Annotated in this window: 21 protein-coding genes and 4 pseudogenes; 11 read left to right on the forward strand and 14 right to left on the reverse strand. The window is 45.8% G+C overall.

All coding sequences use genetic code 11. The features are described 5' to 3' along the window. Nucleotides 1–495: 495 nt before the first annotated feature. A complete protein-coding gene (locus tag Q9I99_RS10250; RefSeq protein WP_308447774.1) occupies nt 496–747 on the reverse strand; it encodes a zinc ribbon domain-containing protein in 252 nt (83 codons plus the stop codon). A gap of 334 nt (nt 748–1,081) precedes the next feature. On the opposite strand from Q9I99_RS10250, the gene Q9I99_RS10255 reads away from it, so the two are divergent. Both Q9I99_RS10255 and Q9I99_RS10260 read left to right on the forward strand, forming a co-directional pair. Then, a complete protein-coding gene (locus Q9I99_RS10255) occupies nt 1,082–1,393 on the forward strand; it encodes a type II toxin-antitoxin system PrlF family antitoxin (RefSeq protein WP_118778807.1) in 312 nt (103 codons plus the stop codon). Between the two features lies 1 nt (nt 1,394). After that, nucleotides 1,395–1,844 (forward strand): type II toxin-antitoxin system YhaV family toxin, encoded by a 450-nt coding sequence (locus Q9I99_RS10260; protein ID WP_107697268.1) that lies wholly within the window; start codon nt 1,395–1,397, stop codon nt 1,842–1,844. Between the two features lie 298 nt (nt 1,845–2,142). Here the strand turns inward: Q9I99_RS10260 and Q9I99_RS10265 are convergent, their stop codons facing one another. Next, nucleotides 2,143–2,754: a recombinase family protein gene (locus tag Q9I99_RS10265; protein ID WP_308447775.1), complete on the reverse strand. Its 612-nt coding sequence runs from the start codon at nt 2,752–2,754 to the stop codon at nt 2,143–2,145. 53 nt (nt 2,755–2,807) lie between these two features. Here Q9I99_RS10265 and Q9I99_RS11475 point away from each other — a divergent pair. Together Q9I99_RS11475 and Q9I99_RS10270 are read left to right on the forward strand one after the other, a co-directional pair. Next, a pseudogene (locus Q9I99_RS11475) lies at nt 2,808–3,017 on the forward strand (hypothetical protein); the annotation flags it as partial. A gap of 8 nt (nt 3,018–3,025) precedes the next feature. Beyond that, nucleotides 3,026–3,229, forward strand: a complete 204-nt coding sequence (locus tag Q9I99_RS10270) for a hypothetical protein (protein ID WP_153063807.1) — start codon at nt 3,026–3,028, stop codon at nt 3,227–3,229. On the opposite strand, the gene Q9I99_RS10275 is transcribed toward Q9I99_RS10270, so the two are convergent. From Q9I99_RS10275 to Q9I99_RS10285, 4 genes and pseudogenes are all read right to left on the reverse strand, one after another. Further along, entirely contained in the window at nt 3,223–8,085 is a 4,863-nt protein-coding gene (locus Q9I99_RS10275; protein ID WP_304666222.1) for a DEAD/DEAH box helicase, read from the reverse strand. The two genes, Q9I99_RS10270 and Q9I99_RS10275, sit on opposite strands and share 7 nt — an antisense overlap. A 42-nt stretch (nt 8,086–8,127) precedes the next feature. After that, nucleotides 8,128–8,598: pseudogene (locus Q9I99_RS11585) on the reverse strand (restriction endonuclease); the annotation flags it as partial. A 628-nt stretch (nt 8,599–9,226) separates the two neighbouring features. Beyond that, nucleotides 9,227–9,613, reverse strand: coding sequence for a type II toxin-antitoxin system VapC family toxin (locus tag Q9I99_RS10280; protein WP_107862977.1), 387 nt, complete (start codon nt 9,611–9,613; stop codon nt 9,227–9,229). Further along, the gene (locus Q9I99_RS10285) at nt 9,610–9,855 is read right to left on the reverse strand and encodes a type II toxin-antitoxin system Phd/YefM family antitoxin (protein WP_002218918.1); all 246 of its coding nucleotides are present in this window, start codon (nt 9,853–9,855) and stop codon (nt 9,610–9,612) included. Before Q9I99_RS10285 ends, Q9I99_RS10280 begins: the two co-directional genes overlap by 4 nt. A gap of 175 nt (nt 9,856–10,030) precedes the next feature. Here Q9I99_RS10285 and Q9I99_RS10290 point away from each other — a divergent pair, with 175 nt between their 5' ends. Both Q9I99_RS10290 and Q9I99_RS10295 read left to right on the forward strand, forming a co-directional pair. Continuing rightward, on the forward strand, nt 10,031–10,525 hold the full coding sequence (locus tag Q9I99_RS10290; protein WP_301667477.1) for an RNA-guided endonuclease InsQ/TnpB family protein: 495 nt from the start codon (nt 10,031–10,033) through the stop codon (nt 10,523–10,525). 190 nt (nt 10,526–10,715) lie between these two features. Beyond that, entirely contained in the window at nt 10,716–11,456 is a 741-nt protein-coding gene (locus Q9I99_RS10295; RefSeq protein WP_301667478.1) for an NYN domain-containing protein, read from the forward strand. A 339-nt stretch (nt 11,457–11,795) separates the two neighbouring features. Here Q9I99_RS10295 and Q9I99_RS10305 read toward each other — a convergent pair. Continuing rightward, nucleotides 11,796–11,954: pseudogene (locus tag Q9I99_RS10305) on the reverse strand (IS1595 family transposase); the annotation flags it as partial. A 36-nt stretch (nt 11,955–11,990) separates the two neighbouring features. Here Q9I99_RS10305 and Q9I99_RS11495 point away from each other — a divergent pair. The 3 genes and pseudogenes from Q9I99_RS11495 to Q9I99_RS10315 form a co-directional block, all read left to right on the forward strand. Continuing rightward, nucleotides 11,991–12,257 (forward strand): annotated as a pseudogene (locus Q9I99_RS11495) (Fic family protein); the annotation flags it as partial. A gap of 80 nt (nt 12,258–12,337) precedes the next feature. Further along, nucleotides 12,338–12,913, forward strand: a complete 576-nt coding sequence (locus tag Q9I99_RS10310; protein ID WP_301667479.1) for a hypothetical protein — start codon at nt 12,338–12,340, stop codon at nt 12,911–12,913. A gap of 179 nt (nt 12,914–13,092) precedes the next feature. After that, nucleotides 13,093–13,572: a type III toxin-antitoxin system ToxN/AbiQ family toxin gene (locus tag Q9I99_RS10315; RefSeq protein WP_301667480.1), complete on the forward strand. Its 480-nt coding sequence runs from the start codon at nt 13,093–13,095 to the stop codon at nt 13,570–13,572. Between the two features lie 205 nt (nt 13,573–13,777). On the opposite strand, the gene Q9I99_RS10320 is transcribed toward Q9I99_RS10315, so the two are convergent. From Q9I99_RS10320 to Q9I99_RS10335, 4 genes are all read right to left on the reverse strand, one after another. Beyond that, nucleotides 13,778–16,993, reverse strand: a complete 3,216-nt coding sequence (locus Q9I99_RS10320) for a S8 family serine peptidase (RefSeq protein ID WP_301667481.1) — start codon at nt 16,991–16,993, stop codon at nt 13,778–13,780. A gap of 217 nt (nt 16,994–17,210) precedes the next feature. Next, on the reverse strand, nt 17,211–17,858 hold the full coding sequence (locus Q9I99_RS10325; protein WP_301667482.1) for an SEN1982 family lipoprotein: 648 nt from the start codon (nt 17,856–17,858) through the stop codon (nt 17,211–17,213). Nucleotides 17,859–17,965: 107 nt separating this feature from the next. Then, on the reverse strand, nt 17,966–18,271 hold the full coding sequence (locus tag Q9I99_RS10330) for a TM2 domain-containing protein (protein WP_025458202.1): 306 nt from the start codon (nt 18,269–18,271) through the stop codon (nt 17,966–17,968). 49 nt (nt 18,272–18,320) lie between these two features. Then, on the reverse strand, nt 18,321–18,638 hold the full coding sequence (locus tag Q9I99_RS10335; protein ID WP_304666223.1) for a hypothetical protein: 318 nt from the start codon (nt 18,636–18,638) through the stop codon (nt 18,321–18,323). 169 nt (nt 18,639–18,807) lie between these two features. On the opposite strand from Q9I99_RS10335, the gene Q9I99_RS10340 reads away from it, so the two are divergent. Further along, nucleotides 18,808–19,083, forward strand: a complete 276-nt coding sequence (locus Q9I99_RS10340; RefSeq protein ID WP_025458200.1) for a helix-turn-helix domain-containing protein — start codon at nt 18,808–18,810, stop codon at nt 19,081–19,083. 7 nt (nt 19,084–19,090) lie between these two features. Here the strand turns inward: Q9I99_RS10340 and Q9I99_RS10345 are convergent, their stop codons facing one another. Beyond that, a complete protein-coding gene (locus tag Q9I99_RS10345) occupies nt 19,091–20,245 on the reverse strand; it encodes an AAA family ATPase (RefSeq protein ID WP_301667484.1) in 1,155 nt (384 codons plus the stop codon). Between the two features lie 209 nt (nt 20,246–20,454). Between Q9I99_RS10345 and Q9I99_RS10350 the strand changes: the two genes are divergently transcribed. Then, nucleotides 20,455–21,867, forward strand: a complete 1,413-nt coding sequence (locus Q9I99_RS10350) for a hypothetical protein (protein ID WP_196429087.1) — start codon at nt 20,455–20,457, stop codon at nt 21,865–21,867. Nucleotides 21,868–21,890: 23 nt separating this feature from the next. Here the strand turns inward: Q9I99_RS10350 and Q9I99_RS10355 are convergent, their stop codons facing one another. Both Q9I99_RS10355 and Q9I99_RS10360 read right to left on the reverse strand, forming a co-directional pair. Continuing rightward, complete coding sequence (locus tag Q9I99_RS10355; RefSeq protein WP_239990884.1) at nt 21,891–22,286, reverse strand: DUF4143 domain-containing protein; 396 nt, start codon at nt 22,284–22,286, stop codon at nt 21,891–21,893. 14 nt (nt 22,287–22,300) lie between these two features. Next, a complete protein-coding gene (locus Q9I99_RS10360; RefSeq protein WP_301667485.1) occupies nt 22,301–22,729 on the reverse strand; it encodes a helix-turn-helix domain-containing protein in 429 nt (142 codons plus the stop codon). Between the last annotated feature and the right edge of the window lie 230 nt (nt 22,730–22,959).

Genomic DNA, 22,959 nt, shown 5'->3' on the forward strand with positions numbered 1-22,959 from the left:
TGGTCAGCGGCTCGGGTGGATTGGCAGAGCCTTGAGACACCATGGCTGGGGCGGCTGGTTTAGGAATGAGAACACCGAAAGTGTTACCGAAAGAGGCCATGCACTTACTCTCTCCGTCGAGATTCTATATTGTTCAGAATGAAAAAACGATATGCTTAAAGGCTTTAATACGTAGCCAAATCAATTCTGACTGTTTTGAAACAGCATTACACAAAAATTATAACAAATAACAACCTCCAAATGAATTGGATTGCGAGGTACTAAAATAGCATTGACATCCTCCCCGCCCTAAAGGACGGGGATTCCTACCAGCTCCCACGCTTTGCGCGGGCTACTCTCGGTGGGTTCTTGTTGCTGACCTCTCAATGAAGTTCACTTCACAAGCTCTACGGCTGTGTCCCAGCCTGATATTTACACTTGGACGATAGCTCGCCCACGCTCCAAAATGTTCAACGCCCCAACCACATCCGCATTTCCCGTATAGCCGCATTCTACTCATTCAAAATCAGCCTGCGTTTGGCGGTTTTCCTTCGCGGTATAACCGCAACAAGGACAAGTTCTGCTTGTATTTTGCGGCGGAACAGCGGTTAAAAAACCGCCTAGCCATTGCGTTTTATAGTCCAACTGCCGTCTGAACTCGAACCAAGATTGGTCTAGTATCGCCCGGTTCAAACCTGATTTCTGTTTCACATTCTTGCCGTATATATTGCGCCCCTCTGACGGGACGCAATATATAAGGGAGTCCACGGTAATATAAAAGGTCGTCTAACCAGGCGACCTTTTATATTCGATTAATGTTATCCACAGATTTTATGGATGTCTTGGGGAAATCTTACCCTCTCAAAGCAAACAGGATGATGAAGAGTGCAGCAATGCGATTGCCCTGCTCATTTAAAGGTCGAAGGGATTGGGTATTGACTTCGTAAGGAAATTTCCTTACAATGAACAGAATGCTTTAATCTAAGCAGTTTTTAACAATATCAATAAGTTCCCAAGCCGTTAAGTAGAAGATGTGCGTAACTAGGACATTGAAGTCGCAAGTAGCAACAGTAAATTTGAATGAAGGCAGGGCAAAGAGACCATGAAGATTATTTTTGATGCAGTGTCAACTATGACCAGCAAAAACCAAACAACCATTCCCGAGTCAGTACGCAAGGCATTGGGACTGGAAAAACAGGACAAAATCCGTTTTTCCGTCTTAGACAGCAGACAGGTATTGCTAGAAAAAAACAATACTGAGGAAGAAGAATTTGAGCATGATCCAGTTGTTGGAAAATTCCTGCATTTTTTGGAAAATTCTATGACAAAAAATCCGAATTCCATCAAACCCACATCTCAATCACGCTTTAACCGCCTTCGCCAACTGACTTGGGAGACAGATATGAAAGACTAATATGCCTGACTCTCCCATGCAGATAAACGGATATACCGTTTACGAACACGAATGCTTTACGCAGCAATTAGACAGACTGGCCACTACGATAGAAAGCCAGAAACGATCCGAAAAATCCAGTAGATCCGAAGAGACCAAACTGCTGAAACGGATCTTAGACGAAATAGAAAATATTGCCCTTAATCCGGATAGCCCGGAATATCGGCTTGGCAAGACACTCGGCTCGGAATACAAATTTTGGCGACGTGCCAAGTTTATGGGTAGATATCGATTGTTTTTCCGTTATGACTCAAACAGTAAAATCATCATTCTCGCATGGGTAAACGACTCGGGTACGAAAAGAACTTATGGCGGTAAAAATGATGCATATACCGTGTTCAAAAAAATGCTGGGGAACGGAAATCCTCCTTCAGATTGGACTACACTGCTTGACGCAGTATCAAAGGAATAGAACAAAAGAAAACAGCCCTTATGGGCTGTTTTCTTTTTATACTATCCCTTGCCTAGTTGGTGTACAGGCTGCAAATCAGATTTCGTTTTAATGAAGAGGGTAGATGGGGTCATTTGTTGAGTTTTTTGCCTTTTCTAAAATAGATATTCGTTCTTGTTGAATTTTCATAGGTGTTTCTAGGTGTTCAAAGTAAGATGATAATCTGCCCCCTTGTTTCTAAATAATCTCCAATAAGTTGGTCGTATTCAATATATAGAGATAAAAACACATCAAGGAAGCAGTAATGAACAGCGGGTTTTCAAACCATTCTTTGCCGAGTGGGTTTCCGCCCAGAGACATTGAAAATATCAAGCTGATCCTTGTCACTCGATTTATGCTTTTCCTTATGCCTCCTTCGAACGAGACTGACAGTCGAAGAACTGCATTTGAGGATAGAGGCAATGCGGGTAATGCTGACTCCATTTAATGTCATTTCTATAATGTCATTATGGAGTTGTTTATTTGCAGGCTGGCCTTTCATCCACCCTTCTTTTTTTGCTCGTGCAATACCTTGGTTTGCACGATCTCTTCTTGTCTTCCAATCCTCATGGGCAATGCTCAACGCCATACGCAAGAACATTTTCTGCAAGGCTTCCATCAATGGTTCGGTTAAATATTTTGGAAGTGAATCACCCTCCCCCATAAGTTCATCTAAGTTCCCGAAAGAAAAAACGTCAGGCACATGCAGCCTGGCTCCTTTTTCGGTGATTCTTTGAATCAGTAATTCTGCCTCACGAGGTGGGAGGCGAGTGATTCGATCAATTCGTTCAGCAATAACCCAATCACCTTCCTGAAGATCGTCAATGAGTCGATTCAATTCGGGACGACTTGCATCTACCCCACTCGCCTTTTCCTCATAGATTCCAGCTATGTAAAATCCATTTTCTTAGCTTCATCTATAATTTTACGTTGTCACTCTAAATTCGGATAGAGATAGATGGCAAAACTTTTTATATCGATGTTTTACTGGAATTTGATCAACCGGGTAACTCCTCCCTACTCAGACATGAGATAAGGTGGCAGAGAAAATTGGCGGTCGAGATTTGGCATACATCACGATTGGCTTCTAATGCGCCTAAATGTTTAGCCTTATCGAAAATAGGTATCCCGGTGATTCAGATACGGGCAGATAAGGTGCATTGTTGTCAGGCAGCAATACACAAATCAATGTTTCAGGCAGCCTGAAAAACGTATTTGACAGAGAAGCAGTGCAAAACGAGTTGGACTTGCAAAGAACCGTCAGCCAAGATTTTAGTAAAAATGTTCAACAAGCCAATACCGAAATTAACCAACATTTAGACAAACTCAAAGCAGACGAAGAAGCAGTCTTTTTTCATCATCATTGAATGTCCAAAGCCGGCAGATTATTCACTATCTCTTGTGTTTTTATGCTCACGTTGACCACTCTAAGCAACAATTCTAACGGATAACGCGGATTGTGCATGGTATCTGCCGCCCAGTCGTTGGCATCGTTGGTGATGCCTGATTTTTTGTCAACGCTGACGGCTTGGCGTTCCATCACCCATTCAATCGCGGATTTGCCATTGACGATGTAGTCGTAGGCGGCTTCGGGGATGTTTTCCACAGTAATTTTGCCGTTGTAGACGATTTTGGTTTTATCGTCTTTTTTGGCAAATTTCATTTTGATCACGCGGAAATCTTCGGCTGTACCTCCAATGATTTGCTGCGGTGTAAGTTTCAACCCTTTCAGGCTACCTGAAAATTTTACGTCTTGATACATCGGTACGGTTTCGTAGTTCAGGTGCAGTGCCGCTAAATCACGTCCAGCCTGACTGAATGCAGCAAAATCAGCGTAAGTTTTCATGCGCGGAATGCGTGGTAGCTGTTTGCTTAAATTGTCGGCGTAACGTTCGCGGTATTCTTCGCTGTGCAGCAGGCCGTAGATGTAATAGAAGATGTCTTCTTTGCCAATTCGGGCGGCATCGGCGGCGGAATACGGCTCGCGGAAATGAGCCAGCGCGTCGTCGGTGATGGCGGAGCGGAGGATGAGCTTTTTCTGTGCAGGCTGCTTTTCAGACGGTATTTCAGCAGTGAACAGGTCTTGATTTTCCATTACGCTTCCTCCGTTTCGTAGAGGAACATTGGGAAGCATTGCCCGTTCATCTGCAACTGGACATCGGGTATCGCATCGGTCATCAGCACGGAAAAGCCTTTGGTCGTGCCCAGTCCTGTAATACAAATCGTCATGTTGGTTACTCCGTCTCGTAGAGGAACATCGGAAAGCATTGTGCGTCGCCGATAAGGTGTAAATCGGGGATTTGGTCGGTGATAAGCACAGAGAAGCCCTTGCTGCCGGTCGTGGTGAGGCAGATGGCGATATTGGACGGTACTTCGCGGTGTATAATTTCGTTCGTTCGTTCGTTCGTTCGTTCGTTCGTTCGTTCGTTCGTTCGGCTGTTTCTACGCCGTCTGAAAATTCATATACGTCCAATGGGAAGCACTGCCCTTTGGAAATCATCTCCAAATCGGGGATTTCATTGCTGATTAGGGCGGAAAATTCTTTGGTTGAACCGCGTCCTGTTACGGAAATTACTTGATTAGTTTCCAGATTATTAGGGAACATATGCTGTAACTGCCCGACACGATGGGTTAATCCTCCATTGAAATATGTCCTTTGTTTGGAATATGGTCGATATAAACTATCAACAATTTTTGTTTCATCAAATTCTAGTAAAATCCCACGCTCTAAATTTGCTTTCAAACTTGAAGTCCAGCTAATTTTGGTTTCATCCTTATCGATAAAATCATCAATCTGTATTTTTTGGTTTTCAGATAGCCTTTCATAGGCTGTCTGAAAACGTGTTACTTCATTGTTATAAAAACCAATCATTCTCTGGATATTCAGACGCAAAAGGTCGTCTGAAAAGTTGTAGCACCAAGCATCTCGCCCTGTTTCTGCGCCTCTCGAATAATTCTCAAACACCACCAAAGCCTTTTTATCCTTCTTATCCCCCAAGCTGATGTAATTATCAAAATTCGGGTCGCGCTGGTTGAGCCAGTCGTTAAATTCGTCGGGGACGATTTCCTGCCATCCCCGTCGTTCGGCAATGCCGTTGATGCTGCCAAGTTCAGCGATGGTTTCCAGCTTCTGTTCGCGGGTCAGGTAGTCGCCGATGTCGTGGAAATAAATCTGCCCCCGTTTTTCGGACTGCGGGTTTTTGACAAGGATGGAGACGGCAATCGGGGTGCGTGTGCCTTGTCCAAAAACGTTGTCTTTTTCTTTGCGGCGGCGTTCGCCCGATGTGCGGGCGTTACCGCGCAGGTGGAAGATATACAGGCTGGAAAATTCTTCCGCCAAACATTTGCGCAATCCGTCTGCGGTATTGGCTTCTACCCAGCCTGAATTGGTTACGAAGCCGATAACGCCCTGCTGCCCGATGCGGTCGGATGCCCAGCGGATGGCGCGGATGTAGCTGTCGTACAGGGCGTTTTTATTGGTGGCGGCGGAGTGTTCGGCATAGGTTTCTCGGATGCGTGCATCAAGATGCGGATATTCGATGTTGGCATTGTTGTCGTTGGCGGATTCCTGCCCTGCGGAATAGGGCGGATTGCCGATAATGACACGGATGTCCAAGGCTTTCTGCCGTTTGCGGCGTGCGCTGTTGTCCACCAGCATTTCGTCCAGCATGTCGCCTTTCTCGTACATTTGGAAGGTATCGGTCAGGCAGATACCTTCAAAGGGAACGTAGGGGACGTCGTCTGAAACATTGCCGTCAATGTTACCTGCCAGTATGCCGTGGTAGGCGGATTCGATGTTGATGGCGGCGATGTAGTAGGCGAGCAGGACGATTTCGTTGGCGTGGATTTCGCTTTTGTATTTTTCAGGCAGCCTGTCGCGCGGGATGATGCCGCTTTGCAGCAGGCGGGTAATGAAGGTGCCTGTGCCGGTGAAGGGGTCGAGGATGTGCACGCCTTTGTCTTGCAGGCTGCTTTTAAATTCGTGCTGTAAGACGTCTTCCACGCTTTTGATGATGAAATCGACGACTTCGACGGGCGTGTAAACAATGCCGAGCCGTTCTGTCATGCGCGGGAAGGCGTTGCGGAAGAATTTGTCGTAGAGTTCCACGACGATTTTTTGTTTGCCTTCGGCGGTTTCGATGCCGCTGGCACGCAGGTGGACGGAGTCGTAGAAGGATTGCAGGGTATTGCGCTCTTTGTGCAGGTTTTTCTGCTGCAATAAATCCAGCACTTTCTGCATGGCACAGCTCATGGGATTGTGTTCGGCAAAGCTGTAATCGGAAAACAGTGCGTCGAATACAGGTTTGGTAATCATGTGTTGAGCCAGCATTTCGACGATTTCTTCGTCGCTAACGGCGTTGTTGAGGTCGTCGCGCAGTTCGGCAGCAAAGGCCTCGAAGGCTGTGCGCTCTGTTTCGTTGGCAGGGTTTTCCAGAATGGCGTTGATGCTGTCGATATGAGTACGAGCAATTTTGGCAATGTCGTCTGCCCAGTCTTCCCAATGGTGGCGGTTGCCACATTTTTTGACAATTTTTGCGTAGAGGGCGCGTTCGATTTCGCCGATTTCGAATTGGAAGCTTTCTTGTACTGGCGCGGGTGTGGTGGGACTGCCTATGCCGTAGCTAGCCTTGGTTTCGCGTAAGGTTTGGTCTTTTTTGCTGCTTCGTTTGATCTTGGGAGAAACTTTGTCGGCAATGGCGATAACTTCCATTTTCTGGGTATCTTTACCGTTGAACTCCAATTTGTTAATCATGGCATCGAAGCGGTCATCGTGTGCACGTAGGGCGTTGAGTACCTGCCAGACAACTCGGTAGTTTTCATTTTTGTCTAATGCGTCTTCGGCTTCTACACCTGCAGGGATAACGACAGGAAGGATAACGTAGCCCTGTTGTTTGCCTTCGGCACGGCGCATGACGCGGCCGACCGACTGCACGACATCAACTTGGGAGTTGCGAGGAGTAAGGAATAACACGGCATCTAGTGCAGGTACGTCCACGCCTTCAGACAGGCAGCGGACATTGGAGAGGATGCGGCAGGTATTTTCAGGCAGCCCTTCGGGTGCTTTTAGCCATTGCAGCTTGCTTTCTTTTTCACCTGCGTTCATGCCGCCGTCCACATGTTCGGCTTGACAGGTCATGGCCAGTTGCGGTGGCAGTTTCAAATCGGGATTTTGTTTGAGCAAGGCAGTACGTTCTGCCTGCTGGTATTCTTCAATCACGGTTTGGAACATTTCGGCAATTAGTTTTGAACTGACTTTGTGTTTACTGCCTTTGTATTCTTTCTCAATGACTTGGCAGAAGGCAACGGCACGTCGCATTGGATTGTACAGCGCACCTTCTTCGCCGCTTAGACCGTATTTGGAAAGTGCTTTCCAGCAGCCTACAATTTTGGCGGCATCATCGACTTTGAGTTCATTGTTGCCGTCAGTGAGCAGGTTTTGGATGCGGCGTTGGATATGACTTTCTTCAATGGCTAAGACAATAACTTTATAATCGACCAATAGGCCGTCTGAAACGGCTTGAGAGAATGTTAGAACGAAAAATTCCTTGCCGTAATGGGTTTCGTCATCCATAGAATACAAAACCACGCCTTCGGTTGTTTTAGCGGCTTCTCCATAGATACGCGGGGTAGCCGTCATATACAACCGTTTTGCGCCTTTGATGTAGTCAGCATCGTGTATGCGGACAAAAGCGGATTCGTCTTCTCCATCAAACGTTGCGCCGGTAGTGCGGTGTGCTTCATCGCAAATGATTAAATCAAACTCAGGCAGATTATGCAGTGATTGAGCCTGGTGAATCACATCAATGGAATGATAAGTAGAATAAACAACAGTCATGGTTTGCTGTTTATTTTTCTGCTCTACCACGTGTACCGCGTTTGCAAGGCTTTTGGCATTGGTTGTTGCCGGAAACTGTAAATCGCTAAGATTGGCTAGGACACTATCTTCATTGTGTTTTTTGCCTACATCGCTATCAGAACAAACAGCAAAGTTAATCAATGGTGTTTCTGTGTCTTGATTCCATTCGCGTAAGGTTTGGCTCAACAATGATAAGCTTGGTACTAGGAAGAGTACCCGCTTGCCTTTACCAGCCATTTTTTCAGCGATTTTCAGCGCAGTAAACGTTTTACCCGTACCACAAGCCATAATCAGCTTACCGCGTGTTTCTCCTCCATTAAATCGGGTTTCAACACTTTTTAAGGCACTTTGTTGATGTGGGCGCAAACTCTTTTTGGATTTAAGGGCAGGCTGCCGGGCAGAAAAATTGAATTGTTCCCAGTCTATACTGCTGTTTTCCAAATTAGCTAAATTGATTACAGAAACCGGAATAATTTGATGATTAAGGGACTCCCGCGCATTATTTGACCACTTGTCTGTCGTTGCGACAATATAGCGATGCGTAAACCAAGTCTTCCCCGAAGCAGTAAAAAAACTGTCAATGTCAGATTTCTGAATCGTGCGGTCTGATGAATAATTTTTACATTGAACAGCATGAAAACTGCCATCTATATCTGTCAGCACCAAATCAATGCCGGTATCGTTTTTGTACTCAAAACCTAAATCATTTATATTTTCGTCTGCCCATTCGCAATAGACCTGCACCTTCACATACCTGCTTTGATAACAAGGTTCGGTTTGGAAATATTTGATAATCAGATTTTCAAACGAAGTTCCCTTATCTCGTTGCGATTGGGAAAATTCTTGGAACTGATTGAGCAGGCGGCTTAGGGCTGACATGATTTTCTACCTTACTTAAGGACTTTTGAAATTTTACCGTACTTCGTTGCAGCAAACCAATCAATTCAGAGCCTACTAAATATATTCCCTATCAGCATCTTAGGTATTTTGGTTGCAAAGAAATCCGTGCGGAATTCCCTTTGGATAGGTTTGCGTCTAACCGAATAATAGTCTTTTACCTTGCAAATATTTAAAATCAAGGGATTGTTACAACACAGCCTTGACAAAAAAAATGATGATATTAGGGATACCAAAACTAAGGTCGTATCAGCCCCCTACTCTCCCTAAGCAAGGAGATGAAACAGCGTATCGGTCTCCTACCGGTTGAATTTTCCGAAAAAACGCGACGTAACCAGCATCAACATATATAAGAACAGCACAAATAGCATCAATACATCAGGCAACGAAAAAAGTCAGAATAATGCACTAATGGAGTTTGAGCATCTGTTGTTTTGTGCTGTTAGTATTGCTTCTTTCTGTGTTTACAGTTTAGCAGTTGTACAGTTTTACAGTAAGGTTTAAACAATGACTGATTTATAGGCCGCGACGGAAGTCTGGCTTTTAAGCGAAGACAATAACCGAAAGACCGCCTCGGCGGTCTTTCTTGTGTACACAGTTTTTGTATTTATCAGCTTGATGCGTTGACAACTCTAATTCCATACTGCGGAATATATTCATCGACAGTCATCAGTTCAAAGCCTTCCGCTTGGGTTTGTGCAATCAACATCCTATCAAAAGGGTCTTTGTGTATCTCCGGAAGGCTTCCAGCCTGTTTTGCATGAAACAGACCTATAGGCAGCATTTCAAAATCCTCTTCTTGAAGCACATCAAAAAACTCGTCCGGTAATTTCAACAACCCCTTGTTCTGCTTGATGGAAATTTCCCAAATACTTGCTGCACTGACAAAGATCACATTTCTCGGATTTTCTATCAGTTTGCGTGCAGATGTCCCCAGTTTCTTGTCATCCAACAACCACCACAGCAAAGCATGGGTATCAAGCAGAATCTTTCTCACAGAGCCGACTCCTCAAATAAAGCTGCCGTTTCATTGTCATCCTCAAGAATACGTGAAATATCCGTATTTCCCATATGACTGAATTTTTTCAACCTTCCTGCATTTCGTGCCGGTTTTTCAATACCGGTTAGTTGGACGCAAGGCTTACCTGCTTTCGCAATAATAACGATTTCCCCTGCTTCTGCTCTTTGAATCAATTGACTCAAATTGGTTTTTGCCTGATGAATATTTGCTTGAAACATAACACTTCTCATAATTAGCTAACTTAACTAATATACATCATTACCAAGATTTTGGGAATCTCATTACATGTATTTGATTATATCCGCCGTTTTATCAGCCCTGTGCCGTAAAACTCCGTCCTTCAGGGCGGAGATATAAGGTACAGACACAAACCAAAGGTATAATCATACCACTATGATTATACGCAAAACCTTTAAGTTCGGAATTATGCCAAACGGCGCACAAATCCGCAGAATGAAACAGTTTTTCGGCTGTTCCCGTTTTGTCTTCAATCGGGCGTTGGCTTGGCAGAATGAGCAATATGGGCAAGATAACAGTGTCAAGTTCAGTTATACGAAAATAGCCAATCTGCTGCCCGAATGGAAACGTGAATTAACCTGGTTGAAAGACTGCCACAGTCAGGTTTTGCAGCAGTCGTTAAAAGACCTTGAAAGCGCGTTCAAAAACTTCTTTCAAAAGCGTTCCGGCTTCCCGAAATTCAAGAAAAAAGGCTTGAAAGAGAGCTTTCGTTTTCCGCAAGGCTGTAAACTGGAACAACAAAATAACCGCCTGTATCTCCCGAAAATCGGCTGGATTCGCTATCGCAACAGCCGCGACGTCGTTGGCGAAATTAAAAACGTAACCGTCAGCCAAAAATGCGGAAGGAAGATTGTGGCACAATGCCACTGAAAGAAAGCCCCCGACCTTGTTGCTCCAACCGCGTGGGTTGGCAAAGTTGGGGGAGTTGTTAGGGAGAATTGTAACTAACAGCATTCAGGATGACGGCTGCGCGGGCGGGGCTTGTAAGATTTGATAAGAGGAATTTCAGACGACCTCACGAGGTCGTCTGAAATAATAAATAACATAGGGGGAAAACAAATTGAAGAATATACCTGAGCAATCTATTGTCGCTCTTTTTATAGATGCGGATAACGCACCTTTTGGGAAAATTGATTTTATTCTTAATGAGCTTGCAAATTATGGTTCAGTAATGATAAGAAAAATTTATGGGAATTGGAAAAGTGAACAATTAAAAGGTTGGGAAGCTGTCTTATTGGATTATGCTCTAGCACCTGTTCAACAGTTTGATTATACAAAGGGTAAGAATGCAACGGATATGGCGATGACCATAGATGTAATGGATTTATTATTTCAAGATAAAATAGACGTTTTTTGCATTGTTTCTTCCGATTGTGATTTCACACCGTTAGCAATGAGAATAAAAATGGAAGGGAAACAAGTCATTGGTTTTGGCGAACATAAAACACCTAAGTCGTTAGTTGCTGCATGTAGCAAATTTTTATTTTTAGATGCAAGTTTTGATAAAAGTAGTGGGGCAAATGCTCAACCAGCTCAAATTCGGAAGAGAACTGCTAATGAACTTAAATGTGATACCACATTAATGAATTTATTAAGAGAAGCCATTGCCAATAGTTGTGATGAAGACGGTTGGGCATTATTGAGTAATGTTGGGAAGATTATCAATAACCAATCATCTTTTGATAGTAAAAATTATGGTTATACGAAGTTGGGAGATTTAGTGAGTGTAATTGATATTTTTGAATCTAGGTTGTCAGGAAATCGTTCACAAATGTATATCCGAAATAAAAGAGCAAAGTAAAAAATGAAAGTTATTTAAATAATGGCTTGTGATTGAGGTTTGTGCATAATTTTTGGGGCTGTACTAGATAACTAGACCAAATTCCCATTAACTAATTGTCTTCAAATCTGAATTTTAGATTCTATTTCACTGTTGTTAAACCGCTATTCACATTCCTTTAAATACCGTCCAAAATGCTCTTTGGGAATGCTATTGGGTCATAGACCTTACAACAGAAAAAAAGGTCGGAAAGTAGATAGACTGCTTTTTAAATTCAAACGGCCAAGCAAGTAAAGACTTGGCCGACAAATGGGACAAATTCCGATTGTTTTAAATTGCCAGTCAAATACTGGAAAACTTGCGTAAATGGCTAAATTCACTGACATCAAGTACATCATAACTACGAAAGGTATCCGTATACACAATGCCATCAGACTTAACTTTCTCTCGGATAATCGGCAATAATGTTGCTGATTGCGCATTAAGGACAACGACGGTATAAACCTTGCCATTTCGTTCGAATGGGGTTTTTAACCGTTATCTAGTACAGTCCCTAATAATTTGGCCTACCTGCAATTTTTCAAGGATTGCAACAAACGCACCGCCAGAAACTGTATGGCTCTCTCCTTGATGAGGGAGAAAATTTTTCCATGCGTACTGGATTCGGACAGTTATCGGGATTATTCATCCGCCGTTATCTCCTACTATGAGACAGGGGAATATACGCAGTTTTAAGAATATTTTATTCATGCTTACGAAAATACGGTGAAAAAATACGCACCCAAATCCGATCCGGAAATCATACGGGATTTTTCCGTTTGAATTTACGCACGCCAAAAGGTGTGATATTGCACGAAAAACACGAAAAAACGACACGTTAAAGATATTTTAGGAGACTTGTCATGCTATATATTCCACCTACGACACCCGATAGATATGTCAGCAGCATTGTTGCCTTGAATATCATCAGCCCGGACGGAACCGGCGATTGGCACAGCGCCGGTTCATTACACGATAATGCTTTCCCGGAAGATATCTATATCTATGGGGAAGGGCAAAAGAAAAATACCAACGATCTGCTTGGCCGAGACGGTATTATTGACGGCACGGCAAGGCTGAATAGAATGGGTTATTTCCCAGAAAATGCGCCGGTGTGGCTTGCCGACCATCCGCGCGCCTGTGTTGATCTCCTGTACACCACTGTGTTACAAGACGGTATTCTTGGAACAGTAATGTTGGATGAGTGGTTTCCCGCACCGGAAGACAAACAGGCAGTGTACCGGCTACTGGATAAGATGGAACCGCATTTGTCTTCATCGGAAAAGGAAAATTTGACCTTATGGAAAAAAAGAACCCCCTACTGCAATCCTGACCGAGAGAACTCTATCAGCCGTAATAAACCGTGGGAACACTTCGGCATTTCCCGCGCTACTTGGTATAGACGTGGAAAACCTATGCCGTCCAAAACAAAAAAATAAAGATATATCAAATTAACTTAACGCCAATTAACAAAATTTTTGGTACAATCAAATCAAGAAACAAATTGGTGTCAGCTACCGTAAGTGCTACATAATTGGTGTCAGCTACCGTAAGTGCTACATAATTTATAAAAAGGATACTAAAATATTTAGTGTCCTTTTTTTATGGGAATTTTAAGATGAAATTATACAGGATAAATGATAACTACCTGAATTATTTAAGAAATTTTGATTCTCGCGTCCCGCAAATAAAGACTGGCAACGTTCGTCCATTCGTTGGTGTTATTTTATCAATTAATGGCATATCCTACTTCGCACCACTTTCCTCGCAAAAGAAAAATAATCGCCCAGACTTTAAAGTCTCTCAAGGAGGAAAACAAATAGCTACCGTTAGAACAGCATTTATGCTGCCAATACCAGAATGCGCAATAACTGAGATTGATTTTGCATCAGAGCGAAGCAAAGACCCTAAATACACATCTCTACTCATAAACGAAATTAACTTCATTAAACAAGAAGAGAATAAAGCCAAACTTTTAGGCATAGCTTTAAAAACATACGAATATGCCATTACCAAGAGATTTGGATATGATAGATTTTGTATTGATTTCCTAAAATTAGAAGAGGCAATGCGTTCATATCCCAATCATACAAGCTAGCTTCCCAAGCTTCCCGAAATATTCGGGTGCTCCGCATTGAGCAATCTCAACTCAGGTGCTCGTCCAACATCCGCCGCAGCTCTGCCAGTTTTTGGCGCGCTGCGGCGTTTTCTGTGCGTTTTAGGGCTTCGGGTAGGGTTATTGCACGGAAATACGTCAGCCTGAAGAAAAACGCCACGTTTCAAACATGGCGTTTTTTTGACGGTCAGAACCGATATCCGACACCGGCTTTCAGGCTGTTGCTTTTGTATCGGCTGCTGCCTGTGTGCTCGTAATTGCCGAAGGCGCTCCAACCTCTGCCCAATTCTGCGCGGATACCGAGACCTGCATTCCAACGGGTTTGCGGCATATCCCATGCACCGGTTTTGCCACGAGCCTGATTCGCACCTTTAAACATCCCCGTCAGGGCGTAATCGCGTTTTTTGAAGTCATGTTCGACACCTGCAAAACCGAAGAGGGCGGTTTTGTCGTTCAGCGGTTGTGTCAGGCGGACGTTGAGCAGTCCGACGGGGGTGGTTTCGGAGAGTTTATCGGCTTTCCATGCCAGCGCACCGCCTTTTTCTTCAAACGCCTTTTGTCTGAGTATATCCAAACGGGCACCTATTTCGGTCTCCAGCAGGCCGCTGCCGAAAACGGGGAGGCGGAAACCGGATAATAGGGCGGCCTGTGTCAGCGAACCTTCTGCTTCACCTTCGGCGCGGATATCGACACCGTTCAGGCGGGCGGTTTTGTTCTTGTAGCCGCTGTAACCCAAGAGGGCTTTGACAAAAGTCATGTTGTCCAGATTGTGACGGACACCGGCATTCAGACCGAAGCTGTTGACGGCTGCGCTACCACGGGTGTTCTCGTCCCATTTGGTTTGACCGGCGTCAAACGCGGCGGCAAGTGTGGTTTGTTCGCCAGCCTGGTATTTGACACCCAGGGTTTGGCGGAAGTCCGTCAGACCGCCGGACGCCGCCCCGTGTTTCCAGTCGCCGGTGTCGCGTTTGGTTTCGGCAAAGACATCTGTTTCGCCGGTTTTAAGCGGTCGGTCAAGTTTGTCGGCTGTCGATTTCAGGCGGCGGCTTTGAGTCTCCGCAAAGACATTGGTGCTGTTGGCGTGAATCCCGGCGGCCAACTGTTCCAACATGGTTGCGGTTCCGTCCGTGCGTTCGCTTTGGGCGCGGATGAGCAACCTGCCTGTCTGCGCGTAAGAACCGGTTGCCAATTCTTTGTCGCTCAGTTTGTCGGCTTCCTCCATCAGGTTTTCGAGGTTGCGTCCGCCCTGTACGACATTATGGGCGAGTACGGGATCGAGGCGTTCTTTAACCGTCATGGCAACTGTATTGACATTGTTGCGGCGCAGACTGTAGTACAGGTCTTTGCCTGTGGCGGTGCCGACTTTGTCGCGGGAGACCATCTCGCCGTCGGCATAGACGCGCTGAACCTGTCCGTCTTTTGCAGTAATGCCGCCCTCTGAACGCAGGAAGGTAATCAGGCGTTCGTTCGGACGGGCGTAGTATTTGCTTACGCCGCCCAGCCAGATACCGCCGGTGTCGCCAAACTCGGTTTTGCCGGTCACATTGAGGACATCGCCCAACTGGACAAACAGATTGCCGTTTTGAGTAAAGGTTAGATTGCCGTCGATGGTGCTGTTGTTGCCGCCAAAGAGGAAGCCGTTGACATCAACCTGTACATTGCCTTTCACTCTGGCATTGTCGTTCAAATGGAACTTGCTTCCGCTATATACGTCCGAAGTAATGCTTTTGTTGACGGAGAGCATGCCGCCCATTACATTGGTCACGCCCGTGTAGGTGTTTTCACCGTCAAGGATGAGGCGGCCGTCGCCGGTTTTGTTCAATCCGCCATTGCCGCTGATGTCGTTTTCAAAGAAAGACACGGTGTCCTCGCCCGTCACATTCGCATCAAACATACCGAAGGCGAACTGAGCAGGGCCTTTGACTGCTTTACCGGCATTGAGCAGACCCCAGCCGTACACGCTGTCCACGCCTTTGGCACCTATGTCCTGCGCGGTAGTCAGGATGGTGGTACGCAGGTTGTCGTTGGACATCCACGGATAGCGGCCCAACACCAGCGCCGCCGTTCCACTGACAAGGGGGGCGGACAGCGACGTTCCACGGCTTCCCAACCCGAGAAGCGGTTTGTCGTTCGAGCCTCGGATAATCATATTTTTGTCCAAGGCGTCCACGTATTGACGGCCTTTAAACAAGACACCGGTTTGATATGGCGCGGATAGGCACCACTGCGCCATCAGGCCGCAGCGGTTCGAACTTTTGGCAATCGTACCGTCGTTTTCCAGCCCGGCGGCTACGATGAGGCCTTTTTGCGCTTTCGGATAGGCGTATGGAAGGAATCCCTCATAGCTGCCATAAGTCAACCCGTCGTTTCCTGCCGCAAAGACAAACAGCACGCCGTCTTTGCGGATATGTTCGTCCATCTTGCGAAAGCGCAGCGAATTGGCATCCGCATTGAACTTGGCAACGTGCTCGGCATCACTCATGTCCGATACACCATAGCTGTTATTGATGATTTTCGCGCCTTTACTGATGGCGTATTGCCAGCCTTCAGTAACGCTCCCTTCATTGAATTTGCCCCGCACGTCATAGCCGACCAGTTTGGCCTCCGGTGCCACGCCGCCCGTGCCGTAGCCGGGCACGGCGCGTCCGGCAAGCAGATAGCTGACTTCATCCATATGGTTCAACGTGCCCGAGTGGGGCGCACCTTGCTGGAAAGTCGGGTTTTCGAAATCACGGAACACACGATTGAGTTTCGCGTTGTCATACACATCAAACGGGCGGACTTTGACGGTGAGATACGCCGGATCGATATTCATGTCTTCCGTACCGTCGGATACTATGCCCGGGCAGGCAAGCCTGTCCAGTTCCGAGATTCCGGCCTGGTGGCCGCTGCACCCGTAGCTGATGCGGGTCGCGCTGCCGAACAGTTCGGCATAATCGGATATATCGTCATCGACCACACCGACAACCGCGCCTTTACCTTTGTAGCCGAGATCGTGTGCGGTTTTCAGGTTAATCGCGTTTTTGTACTGGGTCAGGTCGTTAAAATCCAGATGCGGATTAGCTTCGGGATATCCGTTTAAAACAGGGGGGAGTTCCCCTGCAACAGGATTGATGTTCAAATTCGGTGCCGGTGCATTTTCCGTACTGTCCGGTTTGAGATGGTCTTCCACGCAGAGGGCGTAGCCTTTGCAGTTTTTGCCGAAGCCCGGCTTGTCCGGTTCGGGGGTGTCGGGAGTATTGGCACTGCCGGTATTGGATACACCGGGCGCGGTAGGCGTACTGTTCCAGTCGGGAGAACTTCCTCCACCGCCGCCACCACCGCCTCCGCAGGCGGTCAAGAATATCGTTGCACAGACGGCTGCGACGGTTTTTAATTTAGTATTCAAAATCAGCTTGTTCATTATTAGCAACTCTGCATTTCTTGGTTTGTTTCATTGCATAAAGGCTACACATATTGGAAAACGTCGTATTGTTTACACTTTTCCGCCATTATCAAAAACACAGAGATTTTTTCGTGCTGATTGATATCCTTGATAATATCAAATATCTGCTGAATCGACTGTTCAAGAAAAAGCTGAAAGTGTAAACAATACTGTTGATTTCTAAAACTTTTCTGCATCAATACATGTATAAGCTCGGTTCTGGTAGAATACTTGTTTTCATACCAGCAGTATCGCTATTATCTTCCATAACCCAACCATTATCGGTTAGATAAACAGTAGCATAATGCGGTTCCATTACCCTAGATGACATAGCTTTTTGAACTTTTTGATTATTTAACCACGGAGCTTGATCAACGAGCGTCGCAGTGTAGGCAACCTCTGAATACGTGCGTTTGCCATCGTTGACTGGCTCGCTGAATGATTCAACCTTGATGGTGTATCTACCTGTACAAAAAGCTGGAAATCTATTGTCGAGGACATTGCGCAAAAATGGTTTCCCCATTTCACTTACCTTAAAGGTATGTCCATCATTAGATTCCGGGTCAATCAAACCAGCATCAGTTAAAGTGTCAATACGTTCTTGGGTAACATCATCAGAAGAAGCGTCGCTAATAGAAATCTTTTGGCTGTCCTCATCAAAAATAATACCTAGTCGCATGCTTCCATTTGTATTGATGCTTAAACACATTCCTGCGCTGTGGTTTGCCCTACCTTCATCAAAGCCTTTCTGGATAGCATCCTGAAAATTGCTATTATTAGCATCCTTTTTAGAGCAAGCGACTAATGATACAGTCAACATGGCAATACAAACTAATTTTTTCATCCTTGCTTCCCTTTTCGAAGAAAAAGTGAGTTAAAAGAAATAGTAACCGGTGTTTAGACTACCTGATGATTTTCAGGCAGCCTAAACGTTGGATTAAGGGTTAAGGATTAAAACCAAGCCTTTTTGCCCTGTACATACACACGCTCAAACTCTTCATCGCTACACATCAGGTATTTGATGCCGTCAATCAGGCTTAACACGCTGATCACGAGTATTGGGATTAACAAAAAAGATCCCAGTATGCTGACCAGTAGATAGATCAAACCTACCTTATTGATACCCAAATAAAACTTATGTGCGCCCAAGCAACCCAAAAATATGGCCAACAAGGCCGCCACCAAGCGTTTGCTGATGCCATTACCGGCACTAGATGTATTTGTGATGGAGGCATTGTTTTGGTTTTCAGTCGTCATGACCATGCTCCTTATGGGAAAGTTAAAAAGAAAAAACAGATGGCAGTGTTTAATGTGCTGTCCAGCCTGAATCGGTGCGAACCAGCACAATGGTAGTCGAACCGGTATAGGCAGGTACTTTTATCCCGTCGATTTCATATTCGCCGACTTCGTAGCTGATCGGGCACTCAAAGCGCTTCCCTTCTGTATCGTCCTTCACACAGCTTCCCGCTTTGCTGACAGACAGGTTGCTTTGTATCTTTTCCAACATTTCGCCCGCCATCGGATTTCCCGTCGAATAATGATTCATCTGTGCCAAGGTTTCCGCCAGCACTCCTTTAATGTCGCTATTGCTCGGCTCGCCACCGCACGCGGTCAACAAGCTCACTAAAGGTAATAGGTATATTGACTTCTTCATCAAACGTTCTCCTGTAAAAAATCACACAGTTATCAGATAGCCTGAAGGGTAGGCTCAAGTTCAAAGATATAGGTTAACAACCTGCAATATCCCATTATCCCAAATTGGGGAATATTAAGCAATACACTATGATTTTCCTATGAAAAGAATGCGTCCCTCCCTTTATTCCCCCGAAATGGCATGGCTGCGGCAAACCTTAGTCGGCCGCCGTTTGGAGCTGAATTTAACCCAAAAAATGTTGGCAGAACGCATGGGGGTCATTTTGTCGTTTATCGGGAAGGTTGAAACGGGTGAGCGGCGCTTAGACATTGCCGAGTTTGTGAGATACTGCCAAGCACTGGAGCTGAACCCCAGCCTTGTACTGGAAGAGTTCTGTGCCAAACTGGAAAAGCAACACCCGCCTATGATGATGTAGCACCTCCTTAATGTAGCAGCCCGGTAATGGATACGCATTCATCCTCTGTCTGTGACACATTGCCATATAGCAACGGCAGATGATGTAACTTAATTTCGGCATATTGACTATTCGCCAAAAACGCCCGAGCCAGAGCCAGGCCCAGCCTTTTTTTGGCATCACGTGGCGACTCCTTTGCCAAAGCACGAACCACTTCGTCATTCAATTTAGCCGGGGTGCAATGTTCCATCCGGTATTCGGCACGGTAGGAGGCATAAAAACCATCAATCATCCGGTGCATTTGTTCCGTTGTCGGCAACGCGATGTGATAAACGGTTGCCCGAGACAGGATACTGGCCGGAATGCGGTTCAAACTGTTTGCCGCCGCGATCCAGTTGATATAAGCAGTATTAATCGGCAGTTCTAGGAAATCATCGTGAAATTTTCGGGCAGTTTCCGATTCCCACAGCGAGTGCAGTACATTTAAAGGGGAAGGATAGCGCTCGTCTTTCACAGCTTTTTCGATTTCATCAATAAAAAATAGGAAATTGGCGGTATCGCTATCCGACATTCTCTGCACCACCGCACCTGGTGCGCCGTTGATCCATTTGCTGCTTGTCCCGCTTAAGGCCGCACCGGTGGTCACGTTTTCAAACGATTTCTCGAAGAGGGGCAAACCCAAAACCACAGCCAACTCGCTAACAAAATGACTTTTACCCGTTCCCGGATTGCCAACCAATATCATCGGCTGGCAGACCAAGGCTTGCCCTATCCTTCCCTGCAGCACGACTTGTGCCTGCACATCCAGAATCACTTCTTTGAAATTTGGCATTTTCTGTGCCAACGAATTCAATTTTTCCAGCACATACTCAATATTCTTAAATAAAACCAACTTCTTGGGATTCATCAATTTTTGCAACATGACTTTATGGGTATAGCCCTCTTTTTGTTGGCCACATCGCGTGATCAACTGCCGCAGAGACGGTTGTTGCTCCTCATCCACCAAGCAGATTGTTGGAAAGGTATCAGCTGGCTGATCTTCGATTCCTCGGCGGTTGCTCCGACTAGAACCATCAGAACCATGATGATTCAATGTATTTGATTCAACTGGTGCAAACATTGCCTGTGTTTCTTCATGGGTGGCTACAATGGCATCAACCCGGATATCGTTAGAGAAGGCCATGGCGGCTCCTTGAATAATCTGTCAATAAGTTTATCTAAGAATTACCTAAAGAGAAAATATCAAAAATGCTTTAGTTTGTCAATTAATGCTTTTCAAGTTTAATTTATGAGTGTTATTGGCGGGATTCTACAAATCCTACTAGATGATTTTGTTTAGTACAGATACTTACAGTAGAATCAGTTCTGTTATCCGTAGATGACTCTTAGAAAATGATTGAACAAAAAGAATCAGAGAAAGAATCAGTTGTATTTGACTCAGCGCATTTGGCAGCTTGGTCTGCCCGAAAGATGCGCAAGGCAGCGAAGGCCGAGAAGGCGGCTGCCACCATGACGGAAGAGTGGAGTGAGCAGATCCTGTTAAACGAGATCCCGAGGGTCTGCCTGCAGAAGGCGGCCGATCTGCTTAGCGTATACAATCCAGATGGCTTGGTCATCACTATGAACGACTGCGTTACCTGGGCCGTGGAGGCTGCCATCGCCAAAACGGCTGAACAGTACCAATTTTATGACAACACATTTAATTTTATAGATGCCCCCATCATTAACGGCTGGAACAGTTTCCGTTTTACCTGCCGTTTTCCCAATGGAAACTTGAAGCAGGACGTGGGGGCGGCATTAACCTGCTGGCGGCGCATGAGCGGCTACAATGTCAGTTCCAGTGTGTTTATCAATTTTGCGATTGTGTTATTTTTGCAGCATGCCGGCTTCGTGTTCTACGATCTTGATGGACAGGAAATAGCAGACGCTTTCAAGATCCTGGCAGCACCAGAATCACAGCTGGGTAAGATCGAATTACGTTTGGGCAACAGGCCGCAAGTTGTTTTCACCCAGCCTGCATACGGGGGTCGTTTTTTCCCCGCCGTGTTTTATCCGGTCGGGCTACCTGAAAATACAGCTTCAGAAACTGAAGAATGGGAAGATTTGGCCTTACGGCTGCCCCTAACCTTGTACCGCGTGGTAAACATGTGGGCAAGTGCCTACCAACTGGAAGCAACCGAACGACTACGGCAATACGATCCCGCTGCGGGCATAGCCGTGCAAACTGATGGCCGGGCTTGGGATTATTCGTTTGAAGAAGCCGTCCGCATGGCTATAGACATCTATATTCGGCTGGAAGAATACGCGCAGGCGAAACAAAAACCGGTTTGGGGCGAAACGTGGCAGACGGTGTTACCCGGATCCGGTTTGCCTGAAGAACTGGCTCCCAAAACCACCGCACACCCCGAAAAAAACATCGAGTATGTGCGAGTCATTCCGCGAGTTGCCAAAGCCAAGCTGGCAAAATGGCGGCAATATTCTGGTTCGGACAATAATAAAGCGATGATGGCCTTGACCACCCTGTTGCAGCTGTATGGGCTGTATGTCAGTAATACCGCAGATGATGACCTACCACCTTTGCAGGTAATGAGTTTATGGCAATATTTCCGCATGGCCAAAGGGCATGAGCTGTACGTTCTGCGCGAACGGGATCTGTTACACCTGCGAGATGACCGCATGACCAACCCGATACGTATTTTGGACGAACTGTTTTACCACTACGACCAAGATTATTTCATCGGCTCAACAACAGAAAATGAGGAAATTTCCGCCGAGGGTGTCGTAAAAAGAAAGATAAAGCGTTAGCTCGAAAATAGTTTCAGGCAGCCTCAAACATAGGCTGCAGGCACGGCAACCAAATTCTCCGCCAACCAGATTTTTTGCGGATACTGGTTGATAATCGTACCGTGGGCGATGCCCAATTCGTTTGCCGGCAGCGTGTTGCGCAGCAGGTTGAAAGCGGCGGCCATTTTTTTATTGGGATTGGCGGTGGCTTTGATTTCAACGGGATACAGCATCTGCCGATGTTCGATCAGTAGGTCGATTTCTTTTTGATTGGTGTCGCGGTAAAAATAAATCGGCGGTTCTTGGCCTTGGTTGTGGAAGGATTTGATGATTTTGCCCACGACAAAATTTTCAAAAAACTGCCCGCTCTTGGCTCCGTTTTGAATGGTTACTGGTGTCAGCCATTTGGTCAGGTAGGCCATCAGGCCGGTGTTCAACATATAGACTTTCGGGGTTAAGCCAATTCCGCAAGCAGTTCTTCCTTGGTTTTCAGATAGTCGGATTTTTTCGTTTGCGGCGGATGCTGTTTTTTCACGGGCTTTCTTCCTTTGGGTTTGGGCTTTAAACCGTTAATACCATTCAAACGGTAGAGGCGCAACCATTGCAGCAAGATGGAGCAGTCGGGCAGATTCAGTTGGTCTGCGGCAGCTTTTTGGGACATTCCCTGCCCCATCACCGGGCGGATTGCCTCAAGTTTGTATTCGACCGAATATTTTGTCGTATGCTTTTTGATGCCGCTCTCTCCGTGTAATCTGTATCTTGTCACCCATCTGCGTACCAATGAATCAGAAATAGAAAAATGGTTTGCTGTTCTTGTGCTACCGTTTCCTGCCAAATAGTATTGGACGACGGCAAGTCGGAATTCATCTGAATATTTTGCCATAAAAAACTGCACCTCCTAAAGTCGGTAAGATGTCCAACTTTTGGGGTGCAGTTCAGAAGCGGTCTTTTTTTGCCTGCCGGTTTTGAATCATCCTCTGTGTATATTCCCTTGACGAAAAAAATGATGAAATTACGGATACTAAAACTAAGGTCGTATCCCCCCTACTCTCCCTAAGCTAGGAGATGAAACAGCGTATCGGTCCCCTACCGGTTGAATTTTCCTAAAAAAAG

It is taken from the genome of Neisseria basseii (assembly GCF_962707005.1).
GTDB lineage: Bacteria > Pseudomonadota > Gammaproteobacteria > Burkholderiales > Neisseriaceae > Neisseria > Neisseria bergeri.

Coding starts and splice junctions, on each gene's coding strand:
- Q9I99_RS10320 (WP_301667481.1), bottom strand. CDS start 16,993: ATGAACAAGCTGATTTTGAATACTAAATTAAAAACCGTCGCAGCCGTC.
- Q9I99_RS10315 (WP_301667480.1), top strand. CDS start 13,093: ATGAAATTATACAGGATAAATGATAACTACCTGAATTATTTAAGAAAT.
- Q9I99_RS10350 (WP_196429087.1), top strand. CDS start 20,455: ATGATTGAACAAAAAGAATCAGAGAAAGAATCAGTTGTATTTGACTCA.
- Q9I99_RS10360 (WP_301667485.1), bottom strand. CDS start 22,729: ATGGCAAAATATTCAGATGAATTCCGACTTGCCGTCGTCCAATACTAT.
- Q9I99_RS10355 (WP_239990884.1), bottom strand. CDS start 22,286: ATGTTGAACACCGGCCTGATGGCCTACCTGACCAAATGGCTGACACCA.
- Q9I99_RS10260 (WP_107697268.1), top strand. CDS start 1,395: ATGCCTGACTCTCCCATGCAGATAAACGGATATACCGTTTACGAACAC.
- Q9I99_RS10310 (WP_301667479.1), top strand. CDS start 12,338: ATGCTATATATTCCACCTACGACACCCGATAGATATGTCAGCAGCATT.
- Q9I99_RS10325 (WP_301667482.1), bottom strand. CDS start 17,858: ATGAAAAAATTAGTTTGTATTGCCATGTTGACTGTATCATTAGTCGCT.
- Q9I99_RS10285 (WP_002218918.1), bottom strand. CDS start 9,855: ATGTTTCAAGCAAATATTCATCAGGCAAAAACCAATTTGAGTCAATTG.
- Q9I99_RS10340 (WP_025458200.1), top strand. CDS start 18,808: ATGAAAAGAATGCGTCCCTCCCTTTATTCCCCCGAAATGGCATGGCTG.
- Q9I99_RS10345 (WP_301667484.1), bottom strand. CDS start 20,245: ATGGCCTTCTCTAACGATATCCGGGTTGATGCCATTGTAGCCACCCAT.
- Q9I99_RS10290 (WP_301667477.1), top strand. CDS start 10,031: ATGATTATACGCAAAACCTTTAAGTTCGGAATTATGCCAAACGGCGCA.
- Q9I99_RS10330 (WP_025458202.1), bottom strand. CDS start 18,271: ATGACGACTGAAAACCAAAACAATGCCTCCATCACAAATACATCTAGT.
- Q9I99_RS10255 (WP_118778807.1), top strand. CDS start 1,082: ATGAAGATTATTTTTGATGCAGTGTCAACTATGACCAGCAAAAACCAA.